Origin of the sequence: Clostridium subterminale, from assembly GCF_039521425.1 — a bacterium.
Lineage (GTDB): Bacteria > Bacillota > Clostridia > Clostridiales > Clostridiaceae > Clostridium_J > Clostridium_J subterminale.
In genome coordinates this window covers 683,094-695,247 of the sequence record NZ_BAAACI010000001.1, presented here as the reverse complement: position 1 = coordinate 695,247, position 12,154 = coordinate 683,094, and the positions used below count along the sequence as shown (strand labels likewise).

Genomic DNA, 12,154 nt, shown 5'->3' with positions numbered 1-12,154 from the left:
TAAGAAGTTGAGGTGATAAAATGAGAATAACTCATGGTGTAATGGTTAATGGCTTTTTAGGTGATATGAATACTAACTTAAATAGCTTGAATAAAATACAAAAACAATTAAATACTGGTAAGGTATTTTCAAAACCTTCAGATGACCCTTTTAGAGTGGCAAGGTCCATGCAGATGTATTCAGAAATAAATGCTAACAAGCAATATAACACAAATATAAAGGATACTATAAACTGGATGGATACTACGGACACAGCTCTAAGCAATGGTACTAAGTGTCTTCAGAGAATAAGGGAACTTATGGTATCTGCAGGAAATGCTGCCTATGGTTCATCAGAATTTACTGCTATTAAAGAAGAGATAAATGAGAGAGTAGCAGAATTTGGACAGATCTTAAATACAAGCTTTGATGGAAAGTATATCTTTGGTGGTAAGGATGGAGCGTCAAAGCCAGTAGAGGTAAACTTAGATGGTGTAACAGGTGAAAATTCTATAAGTATAGCAGGAAATGAAAATATTATTAATAAGTCTTTAAAAGTAGAGATTTCTTCTGGAGTTACAGTGGATTACAACATAAATGCAGTAGAAGTTTTAAAATTTAAAGATGCTAATGGGAATGTGGTAGATGGTGCCGGAGTACCAACAGGTGAAATGGATGTAATGAAATTCTTTGATGACCTTCTAAATAATTTAGGCGATGTAAATGGAAAGTCTAAGGTTATAGGAGAGAACTTAGATCAAATAGATAGCATTATAGAAAATATGCTTAGTATAAGTGCCAAGGTTGGTACTGTACAAAATAGGATGGAAAGTGCTAAGGATTTAAATACAGCACAAAATGAAAACCTTACAGAAATACTATCAGCTAATGAAGATATAGATTTCATGGAAAAGAGTATGGAGATGGCAGTAGCTCAAACTATATACGTAGCCTCTCTACAAACTAGCTCCAAGGTACTTCAGCCATCAATTCTAGACTTTTTATAGAGAATTGTAATCTATGAAAATTCTTTTCCGTGCCAGGATAAGTGCTTGAAGCAAATTTTTCATTAAGAAACTCTAAGTTTACGCTTTTGTGAAATTACCTACCCTCACTATTCGCCATCGTGGCTCAGTGTTCAGCTCTTGCCGTCCGTGGCAAGAGTTACAGTAATTTCACAACGCTACAACTAAGAGTTTCTAGAATCAAAAATTTCATTGCTTCTGCTCTATTTATCCTTGTCATTACAAAGAATTTTTAAAGGTAAAGAAAAGCCATGTAAGAACTGATAGATGATAGGCTGAGGAGATTATTCTATACAATAGATAAGAGGTGTGATGATGACTTTAGAGGAAAAAGCAAATAATATTATTACATTTAATAATGGGTTACCTGGATTTGAGAGTTTGAAAACTTTTGTACTTGAGGATATAGAAGGGTCAGAGCCTTTTAAGATGATTAAGTCTATAGAGGATGAAAATATAGGCTTTGTTACTATAGTTCCCTTTGATTTCAAAGTGGATTATGAGGTTAAGTTAACGGAGGCTGTTATAAATTCTCTTAAGGTAGAAGCTCCTGAGGATGTGTTGATTTTAAATACGGTGACTCTTAATAGTGATGTTAAGAAGATTACTACTAATTTGAAGGCTCCTATTATAATAAATTTGAAAAATAACTTAGGGTATCAAATGATTCTAGATAGGGAAAACTATAGCATTAAACATCCCTTAATAAAGGAGTGATAGTATGCTAGTGGTAACAAGAAAACCAGGTGAAGGAATTAAAATTGGAGACGACGTAGAGATAACTATAGTTAAAATTGATGATAACTCTGTAAAGGTATCTATCAATGCACCTAAGGAAGTTAAAATATTAAGAAGTGAGCTTTATAAAGAAGTAGGAGAAGAAAATATCAATGCTTCTAAAATAAACATGGAGCTATTATCTAAAATAAAAAAATAATTTAGTCTATGACCCCCATATAGTTAAATATTTATATTTTTAACTATATGACTATATAAATATTTAGCTATATAAATATAAAATTATATAGCTATAAAACTATTTAACTATTTAACTAGTTGTTGTCATAGTGCGGGGTTGAGAGGTTAAATATAAATATCAGGGAAGATAATTAATATAATTTACCGAAACATTTATTATAAAATATTATAATTTGGGGGAATTAATATGGAAGTGAATAGAGTTAATGTTGGAAGAACCATGGAAGGTGTAACTCCAGCAAGAGAAGTTCAACGTGTTTCAGAAAATAATGCAACTACACAGGAAACTACAGATAAAAATCAAAATTATAAATTAGAAGAGATTCATAAGGCTGTTGATAAACTTAATAAATTTATGGAAGATGAAGATATCCATGCAGAGTATGAGGTACATGATAAATTTAATCAAGTTATGATAAAAATAGTAGATAATAAAACAAAGGATGTATTACTTGAAGTACCACCAAAAAAAATCCTAGACATGGTTGCTAAAATGTGTGAAATGGTGGGGATACTTGTAGATAAAAAGGCCTAAACTGGAGGAGATAAAATGTATAATGCAGGTGCTAATGCATATAATGCGTATAAAAATAATAGTGTAAATTATGCTTCTAAGGATCAATTGCTATTAATGCTTTTAGATGGAGCAGTAAAATTTTCTAAAATAGCTAGACAAGCTATTTTAGATAAAGACATTATCAAAAGTCATGAAAATCTTGTAAAGACTCAGGATATATTTACAGAACTTATGATTACCTTAGATCAAAATGCTGGTGAATGGGCTGTAAATATGTATAAGGTATATGAGTTTATAAAAGAAAGACTTTTCCAGGCAAACTTAAAAAAGGATGTAAAGATACTAGATGAGGTTATGCCCTTAATAGAAGAGGTAAGGAATACTTGGCATGAGGCCTATGAAGTTTCAAAAAGAAAGAAATAAGGAGGAGTAAATATGAGGATAACAGGACTTGCAACAGGGATGGATATGGATAAATTAGTTAAGGAAACCATGCAACCTTATAGAATTAAGATTCAACAACAACAACAGCAAAAGGAAATACTAGAGATAAAGCAACAACTTTACAGAGATGTAATTAAGGAGTCAAGAGAGCTTTATAATAAGTATTTTGATGTGGCAAAAACAGATAGTTTACTTTTAAGTAAGAACTGGTCAACAGTAAAATTTCAATCTTCCAATGAAAATGTACTGACTGTAACTGGTGGGAGTGATGTAAAGCCAGGAAACTATGCAGTTACAGGAAACACAGCCACATCAGCTAAATCAATAGTTACAGAGGGAATAGATGTAGGTAACAATCTTGTGATAAATGGAAAAGAATTTACGCTACACGGTGATACAGCAAAATTAAGAGCTGAGAATTTAAATAAAGAATTAAAAGAAGCTGGAATTAATGTATCTGTTAGATATAGCGATTTTGCAGGGACAGAAGCTGGAAATCAAAGCGGATTTATCTTTGAATCTACAGTTTTAGGTAAGGATAGTACCTTTACTATTGGAGGAACAAGCTCAACAATAGGAGCGATAGTAACTGGAATAGATGCAACAGCATCAACTGTAACTGGGTTTACAGTTCAAGATTTAAAAGATGCTAATGGTAAAATAAATATAAATGGTGAAATTATAACTATAGATATTAAAGATGAGTATGTTAATGATGATATAGAGAAATTACTACAAAGTAAATTGAGTGAAAAAAAATTAACTGCTGAAATTGCTGAAAATGGTGATATTACTTTTAGTAGTAAAGTATTAGGAAATGCAGTGGAAGATCCTAATATAGAGATAAATGGTAATATAGGAACTTTTACTAAAGGAATTAATGGTGAGAAGACTACTAATACAGTTGCTTTAGATAGTATAAAAAATCAAAAAATATCTATTAATGGAAATGTTATAGATATGTCTAAAGCAGTAGCGGGACAAGAAGTAGAATATTTAAATAAAGTACTGAAAGAACAAAATGTAAATACAACTGCTAAATTAGATGAAAGTGATCCAAGTAAGGTTATATTAACATATAATTTAGTTGGAGATGATTATAAAGTTGATATGAGCATATTAGACACTTCAACTAGTACAGCAATGATATCACAAGGTAGAGATTCATCAATAGTAATAAAGGATGATAAGGGCGGAGTATATACGCATACTGGTATTTCTAATACTATAACTTTAGACGGAATGACTTTTAAATTTACAGGGGAAATACCAGAGAATGGTACAATAAATGTAAATGGTAAAAATGATGTTGCTGGAGTAAAGGATAAGGTTGTTAATTTTATAAATGATTATAATAAGCTTATGGAAAAGCTTAATACCTTAACTACAGAAAAAAGAAATAAAAACTATTCGCCATTAACAGATGAACAAAAGAAAGGGTTATCTGAAAATGAAATAAAAGCTTGGAATGAAAAGGTTAAGCAAGGACAACTATACAAAGATTCTGATGTGTCAAGAATAGCAAATTCTATGAAAAGTGCAATGAGAGGTCTTGTAGCTGGGGTAGATGGAAATCTAAAGAAATTTGGAATTGAACCTGTGGCAGACTATCAAGGTGCTAAAAATGGAACCTATACCATAGATGAGACAAAACTTACAGAAGCTCTAGAAAACAACTCAGAGGAAGTAATGAAGCTTTTCATAGGCACTCCTACTGTAGTAGAAGGAATGTCTGATCAAGAAAAATTTAGTAACACAGGAATTGCCCAAAGGATAAAATCTGTGATTTATAATGAAACTGTAACTACATCTTCAAAGATTATAAAAAAAGCTGGTATAGAAGGAACTGCTTCTGTAGGTAATAATGAATTAACAAAATCTATAGAAAAGTATGAAAGAAAAATGAAGGATATGGAGATAGATTTTTCAAGAAGAGAACAACAGCTTTACTCAAAGTGGGCAACTATAGAAAGTATGATGAACAAATTAAACTCTCAACAAAGTTATCTAATGTCTCAGTTAGGAATGGCATAGACTATGGAATTAAGAGAACTATTGTTAAAATATAAAGATATTACTGAAAATTTTATTAAAGCTTTAGAAAATCAAGAATATGAATTCTGTGGTGAAGAACTTTTAAATAAAAGAGAAGAGCTTTTAGGCGAATTGAAGAGTATGTCTTTTAATAAGGATGAGTTTGTGAAAATTTCAAAGGAAATAGATTTAATGAATTTGGAAGAGAAATCTTTTAAGTTACTTAATATTGAGAAAAGTAAAATTAAAGAAGAGATTTTTAATTTGAAAAAAAACCATAATGCAGTTAAGTCCTATGGATTTAATTTAAAAAATTTTAATTTTATTAATGAAGAAGTATAAAGCAAAAGAAAAAAACTTCGATATATTTAGTATAAGGATTTAAATAATATATTAATTAGAAAAGATTTAAAAAAGATATAAAGTTAATATATAACTAATTCGAATATGAAATTATAAGGCTTAAGCAAAAGTTTTATATATAGAAATCTATTACCTAAGGGTAGTATTTCTAAACATCATTGATTAATGGTGAAAAATATATAAGGGACAAGGATGTCCGCAAAAATCAAGGAGGAATATAAAATGATAATTAATCACAATATGAATGCATTAAATGCACACAGAAACATGGGAATAAACACAACAGGAGCAGGTAAATCAATGGAAAAATTAAGCTCAGGTTTAAGAATAAACAGAGCTGGAGATGACGCTGCAGGATTAGCTATATCAGAAAAAATGAGAGGACAAATCAGAGGATTAGAGCAAGCATCAAGAAACTCTCAAGATGGTATCTCATTAATTCAAACAGCTGAAGGCGCTTTAAATGAAACTCACAACATTCTTCAAAGAATGAGAGAACTTTCAGTACAAGGTGCTAATGATACAAATGTATCAGTAGATAGAGCTGCTATACAAACAGAGTTAAAGCAATTAACTTCTGAAATTGATAGAATTGCTAGTCAAACTCAATTTAATAAACAAAATGTATTAGCTAATACATCAACAGTAAATATCCAAGTAGGAGCTAATTCAGGTCAAAAGATAACTATTTCATTAAAAACTATGAATAGTACAGCTTTAGGATTAGCATCAAAAGATTTAAAAGTTGGAACAACAGCTTCTGCAAATGATTTAACAACCAAACTTGATACAGCTATTGAAAGTGTATCAACTCATAGATCAAGCTTAGGAGCGCTACAAAACAGATTAGAGCATACAATAAGCAACTTAAACAATACATCAGAAAACTTAACAGCAGCAGAATCAAGAGTAAGAGATGTTGATATGGCTAAAGAAATGATGAACTTCTCTAAAAATAATATTCTTAACCAAGCTGCACAAGCAATGCTTGCACAAGCTAATCAAACACCACAGGGAGTTCTTCAATTATTAAGATAAGCATAAGCAGTGAACCAATTTTAGTGATATTCTAAAATTGTGTGGATCGCTTACTCTGCTACCAAATGGTATTCAGGTTTAACTTGAATTATAATTGATTTTGGTAATTTCAAAAAATATATAAATGAGTTATTTAATACTAAATAGAAGTCAGGTTTTAAAAATAAACTTAGATTTTCAATTTAGATAATAAAAAATATATAAGGGACAAGGATGTCCGCAAAAATCAAGGAGGAATATAAAATGATAATTAATCACAATATGAATGCATTAAATGCACACAGAAACATGGGAATGAACACAACAGCAGCAGGAAAATCAATGGAAAAATTAAGCTCAGGTTTAAGAATAAACAGAGCTGGAGATGACGCTGCAGGACTAGCTATATCAGAAAAAATGAGAGGACAAATCAGAGGCTTAGAGCAAGCATCAAGAAACTCTCAAGATGGTATATCATTAATTCAAACAGCAGAAGGAGCTTTAAATGAAACTCACAATATTCTTCAAAGAATGAGAGAGCTTTCAGTTCAAGGAGCTAATGATACAAATGTATCAGTAGACAGAACAGCTATAGAAACTGAGTTAAATCAATTATCATCTGAAATAGATAGAATTGCTAGCCAAACTCAGTTCAACAAGCAAAGCATATTAGCAAATACTTCAAAGGTAAATATTCAAGTAGGAGCTAATGCAAGTCAAAAAATTACTATTTCATTAAAAACTATGAATACTGCTGCTCTTAAAATAACTGCAGCAAGTTTAAAAGTTACATCTACAACAATAGCTAATGCGTTAACAACTGTATTAGATAAAGCTATCGAGGGTGTATCAACTCATAGATCTGATTTAGGAGCTCTACAAAACAGATTAGAGCATACAATAAGCAACTTAAACAATACATCAGAAAACTTAACAGCAGCAGAATCAAGAGTAAGAGATGTTGACATGGCTAAAGAAATGATGAACTTCTCTAAAAATAATATTCTTAACCAAGCTGCACAAGCAATGCTTGCACAAGCAAATCAACAACCACAAGGTGTTCTACAATTACTAAGATAAGTGATACTCTAAATCTATGATTTAGTTATTGGGAACTTACTCGGCGACCAGAAGGGAGTCGAGTTTCCTTTATAATAAGCATAAATATATTATTTAGTTAGTAAAGTATAGAAACACAAAAAGGACAAGGATGTCCGTAGAAATCAAGGAGGAATATAAAATGATAATTAATCACAATATGAATGCATTAAATGCACACAGAAATATGGGAATGAACACAACAGCAGCAGGGAAATCAATGGAAAAATTAAGCTCAGGTTTAAGAATAAACAGAGCTGGAGATGACGCTGCAGGATTAGCTATATCAGAAAAAATGAGAGGACAAATCAGAGGCTTAGAGCAAGCATCAAGAAACTCTCAAGATGGTATCTCATTAATTCAAACAGCTGAAGGAGCTTTAAATGAAACTCACAACATTCTTCAAAGAATGAGAGAGCTTTCAGTACAAGGTGCTAATGATACAAATGTATCAGTAGATAGAGCTGCCATAAAAACAGAATTAGACCAATTATCTCAAGAGATAACTAGAATTTCTGATCAAACTCAATTTAACAAGCAAGATATATTAAAATCAACTGGAACAGTAAATATTCAAGTTGGTGCTAATGCAAATCAAAAAATAACTATTTCATTAAAAACTATGAATGCTGCAACATTAGGAGTAGCAGGAGCAACTTTAGATGTTACTTCAACAGCTTCTGCAAATGATTTAACAACCGCATTAGATACAGCTATTGAAAATGTATCAACTCATAGATCAAGCTTAGGAGCTCTACAAAACAGATTAGAGCATACAATAAGCAACTTAAACAATACATCAGAAAACTTAACAGCAGCAGAATCAAGAGTAAGAGATGTTGATATGGCTAAAGAAATGATGAACTTCTCTAAAAATAATATTCTTAACCAAGCTGCACAAGCAATGCTTGCACAAGCTAATCAAGCACCACAAGGTGTTCTACAATTATTAAGATAGTAAAATTATTTAAAGAGGGGCTAAGGTCCCTCTTTAAAATTATAATTTTAAGGAGCAATACAATGGATAAAAAAATGAATATTAAGGAATTGGATAGAAAAACAAAATATAAACTTAGTATATGTATGATAGTTAGAGATGAGGAAAAATTCCTTGACAACTGTTTAAGAAGTTTAAAACCGTTAATAGATTCTAATTTAGCAGAATTGGTAATAGTTGACACAGGATCTATTGACAATACAGTAGAAATTGCTAAGAATTATACGGAACGGATATATTTTAAACAGTGGAATAATAATTTTTCGGAAGCAAGAAATTATAGTATATCTCTTGCTAGGGGCGAATACATATTTATAATGGACGCAGACCAGGAGATGGAATATGTTGAGGTTGAAAAACTGATTAAACTTTTTAGTAGTAATGCCTATAAAAAATTTAATACATATTCATTAGTTTATAAAAATTTTACTAATGAGGACTTAAATGAATATACATATTTTTCTTTAAACTTAATATTTAAAAATGATGGTTATTTCAAGTATGAAGGCAAAATTCATAATCAACCTTTATATAAAGGACCAGTAAAGAATTTAGAAATATATATGCTTCATTATGGATATATAATGACAGAAGATATAAAGGAAAAAAAATTTAAAAGAACAGCTACCTTATTAAAAAATGAAATAGAAAAAGATCCGAAAAATATTTATTATATATATCAGCTTAGTAGAAGCTATGAAATGCATGGAGATACTAAAGATGCTGTAATTGAATTAGAAAATTATTTATCATTAATGGAAACAGAAAAAGTTAATGATAATTTTAAAATAAATTATTATCACAATGCTACAATTATATATTTTAATGCAAAAGAGTATGATAAATGTATTTATTATTGTGAAAGAATGAAAGAGTTAGATAATGAATTAATTGATTGCTATTATTTAAAAGGAAAATGCAATGTTATCGAAGGAAATATGGATGAAGCAATAGAAAATTTAAATTTGTATCTAAAATATTTAGAAAACTTCAAATATGAGAAATATGCAAGCACTAATGGGTTGGAAATATTTTCATATGGTCATAGGTACAGAGTAATTGGAGAGCTTTTAAGATTTAAAATAAAGATAAATCAATTAGAATGTATTGATAAGTATATTTATCTACTAATGGAAGATACGGATACATTTATGTTAATGTTAGGTGAAATATTGAAAGTATATATGATTCTTAAGGATTTTTCTTCTTTAGATAAAACAATTAATAAAGTGAAAGAAAGAAACGAAGAAATATTATTATTGTACTTACTTTCTAAGTCTATATGTGAAACAAATGATACAGACAAAGAATTAGTTATTAAAAAAATAAATGCACTAAGTAATGAAGAAAAGAAGTTATTAGATTTAAAAGTAAAAAAAGAAGAAAAAAATGCTTTTGAAAATTTGATTGATTTCATTGATGAAAGTGGAAAAGAAAGTAATAAAGTTATTAATATTGAAAATTGCGTTGTTCCATTAATTAATACATTAAATAGTTCGTCTATAGATGAAATTATTAGTTGCAATTTTAGAGATGATATGATTTATATTATTAAATATTTACTTAGTAAAAGTGATATGCTTATTAATGCATACTTAGTTGATAAATATAAAATAATCGAATTATTAAATAAATATGGATTGATTATTAAAAATTTAAATCAAGATAAATTTAAAGAAGACTTGGATTTTGTAGATAAATTAGATGAATTTAGAAGATATATTGATAATGGAGAAGTGATTAAAGGGATTTCTAAGCTAAAGGAAGCTATTGAAATTAAAAGTGAGTTTAGTAATTTAGTTGCTATCATAAAAGATTCTATACTATTGCCAGACTGCAATGAATCTAATAATTTAGTTTTATATAATGATATAATTAAGATTAAAGAAAATCTGATGACGTTAATTAATAGTAATATGATTAGAGAAGCCATGGAGTTATTCGCTCAATTAGAAGAGTTGTATAATATAAAGGAAGATGTTGAGTTATTATCTATTAAGAGTACATTAAAGTTTTATAATAATGAAATATTAGAGGCTGAGAAATTATTAAAAGAAGGATTAAAATATTATCCTAGAAATATAGATTTATTATATAATTTAGGTTATATATATGAAGCAAATAAGAAATATTTATCTGCAATGAATATTTATATTGTTATATTAGAAATTGATTCAGAAAAGTTATACTCTAAAGGAATTAATGATAATATGGATAGGTTAAGAAATTTAGTACCGATAATATAATTTAAAATAAAAGGAGTTTAATCTCCTTTTTATTGTAAAAGGAAGAAAAAATATGAATAAAAATATTTTATTAAGCATTTGTATGATAGTAAAAAATGAAGAAGAAAACATAGAAAAATGTTTAAAGAGCATGATACCTTTAATTAATGAGGATAGTATAGAATTAATAATAGTTGATACGGGCTCAACAGATAAAACTGTGGATATCTGTAAAAAGTATACAAAGCATGTTTATAATAAACAATGGAATGATGATTTTTCTGAGGCAAGAAATTATAGTATTTCTATAGCAAAGGGAGAGTACATTTTTATTCAAGATGCGGATCAGACTATAGATGAAAAGAGTATAGATAGGCTTATAAATTTGTTTAAAAATAAAGGGTATAGAAATTACAACACTATATATATAAAATTAAGAAATTATTTGAATGAAAAGTTAGATAAATTTTCTGAACTTAGATTTCCATTAATATTTAAGAATGATGGAGATTTTAAATATACGGGGGCTGTACATAACCAACCAATATTTAAAAAGCCTATAATGTATTCAGATATACAAATAAATCATTATGGATATATTATGAATGAAGAAAAGAGACTTGCCAAATTTAATAGAACAGCTACTATATTAAAAAAAGAGTTAGAAAGAGAACCAGATAATTACTATTATAGATTTCAACTAGCAAAAAGTTATAATTCTATAGGTGATTATAATAATGCTATGATTCAAGTTGATTATTACATGAAATACATTATAGATAGTAAGAATTATAGTAAAGATGATTTGAAATATTATAGAACTGCTGCGCAAACTTATTATATAAATGATAATTTTGATAAAACCATATATATATGCAATAGAGTATTAGATGGGTTTCCAAATTTTTTAGACTTTATATACTTAAAGGGTCTATCTCTTGGGAAAAAAGAAATTTATGAAGAAAGTAATAAGGAACTAAGTAACTATTTGAAAGTTTTAGATAGAGGACTATATCTAGAAAATAATGAAGTAGAGATGTTTTCAATTTCATCTAGAGATAATGCTGTAAAAACTATAGAAAAAAATAGAAGAGAAATGGAATTTAATAATCATGTACTTGTTATTAAGAGTAATTTAAAAGTTTTAATGGAAACCAATATTAAAGAAGCTGTTAAAATTATAGAGGAACTTAAAAAAATAGAAAAGTATAACAATATAAAGGATTTAGAGTTTTTCTCTATTACATCAGTTATATACTTTTTAAATATGAATTATGAGAAAGCATTAGAAGAAGTAGATAAAGGTCTGAGTATGGATAATAATTCATTTGATTTGGTATACAATAAAGCGTGTATATTAGAAGGCAAGGGGAACTTTAAAGAAGCCATAAAATATTATGATTTGGCTAGAAGCTTGTGCAATGATGCTGAATTATTATTAATTATTAATAATAAATTAAAAGAATCCAAGTAGATA

Annotated in this window: 12 protein-coding genes; all 12 read left to right on the top strand. The window is 28.7% G+C overall.

The window, feature by feature from the left end:
- The first annotated feature begins 20 nt into the window (after nucleotides 1–20).
- The 12 genes from flgL (at nucleotide 21) to ABDZ93_RS03555 (ending at nucleotide 12,151) form a co-directional block, all read left to right on the top strand.
- Nucleotides 21–986, top strand: coding sequence for a flagellar hook-associated protein FlgL (gene flgL / locus ABDZ93_RS03610; protein WP_343823717.1), 966 nt, complete (start codon nucleotides 21–23; stop codon nucleotides 984–986).
- Nucleotides 987–1,316: 330 nt separating this feature from the next.
- Entirely contained in the window at nucleotides 1,317–1,721 is a 405-nt protein-coding gene (gene fliW, locus ABDZ93_RS03605) for a flagellar assembly protein FliW (protein ID WP_343823715.1), read from the top strand.
- A 4-nt stretch (nucleotides 1,722–1,725) separates the two neighbouring features.
- Nucleotides 1,726–1,941, top strand: a complete 216-nt coding sequence (csrA, locus tag ABDZ93_RS03600) for a carbon storage regulator CsrA (protein WP_343823713.1) — start codon at nucleotides 1,726–1,728, stop codon at nucleotides 1,939–1,941.
- 228 nt (nucleotides 1,942–2,169) lie between these two features.
- Nucleotides 2,170–2,517 carry a flagellar protein FlaG gene (locus tag ABDZ93_RS03595; RefSeq protein ID WP_343823711.1) on the top strand — a complete coding sequence of 116 codons (348 nt, stop codon included), beginning with the start codon at nucleotides 2,170–2,172 and terminating at the stop codon, nucleotides 2,515–2,517.
- Between the two features lie 15 nt (nucleotides 2,518–2,532).
- Nucleotides 2,533–2,922: a flagellar export chaperone FliS gene (fliS, locus tag ABDZ93_RS03590; RefSeq protein ID WP_343823708.1), complete on the top strand. Its 390-nt coding sequence runs from the start codon at nucleotides 2,533–2,535 to the stop codon at nucleotides 2,920–2,922.
- A gap of 12 nt (nucleotides 2,923–2,934) precedes the next feature.
- Nucleotides 2,935–4,977, top strand: a complete 2,043-nt coding sequence (gene fliD, locus ABDZ93_RS03585) for a flagellar filament capping protein FliD (protein WP_343823707.1) — start codon at nucleotides 2,935–2,937, stop codon at nucleotides 4,975–4,977.
- 3 nt (nucleotides 4,978–4,980) lie between these two features.
- Complete coding sequence (locus ABDZ93_RS03580) at nucleotides 4,981–5,319, top strand: hypothetical protein (protein WP_343823706.1); 339 nt, start codon at nucleotides 4,981–4,983, stop codon at nucleotides 5,317–5,319.
- A 243-nt stretch (nucleotides 5,320–5,562) separates the two neighbouring features.
- Nucleotides 5,563–6,378 carry a flagellin N-terminal helical domain-containing protein gene (locus ABDZ93_RS03575; RefSeq protein ID WP_343823705.1) on the top strand — a complete coding sequence of 272 codons (816 nt, stop codon included), beginning with the start codon at nucleotides 5,563–5,565 and terminating at the stop codon, nucleotides 6,376–6,378.
- Nucleotides 6,379–6,621: 243 nt separating this feature from the next.
- Nucleotides 6,622–7,437, top strand: coding sequence for a flagellin N-terminal helical domain-containing protein (locus ABDZ93_RS03570; RefSeq protein WP_343823703.1), 816 nt, complete (start codon nucleotides 6,622–6,624; stop codon nucleotides 7,435–7,437).
- A gap of 160 nt (nucleotides 7,438–7,597) precedes the next feature.
- Nucleotides 7,598–8,413, top strand: coding sequence for a flagellin N-terminal helical domain-containing protein (locus tag ABDZ93_RS03565; RefSeq protein WP_343823702.1), 816 nt, complete (start codon nucleotides 7,598–7,600; stop codon nucleotides 8,411–8,413).
- A 62-nt stretch (nucleotides 8,414–8,475) separates the two neighbouring features.
- Nucleotides 8,476–10,698 carry a glycosyltransferase gene (locus ABDZ93_RS03560; protein ID WP_343823700.1) on the top strand — a complete coding sequence of 741 codons (2,223 nt, stop codon included), beginning with the start codon at nucleotides 8,476–8,478 and terminating at the stop codon, nucleotides 10,696–10,698.
- Nucleotides 10,699–10,750: 52 nt separating this feature from the next.
- Nucleotides 10,751–12,151: a glycosyltransferase gene (locus ABDZ93_RS03555; RefSeq protein WP_343823698.1), complete on the top strand. Its 1,401-nt coding sequence runs from the start codon at nucleotides 10,751–10,753 to the stop codon at nucleotides 12,149–12,151.
- Nucleotides 12,152–12,154: the final 3 nt, after the last annotated feature.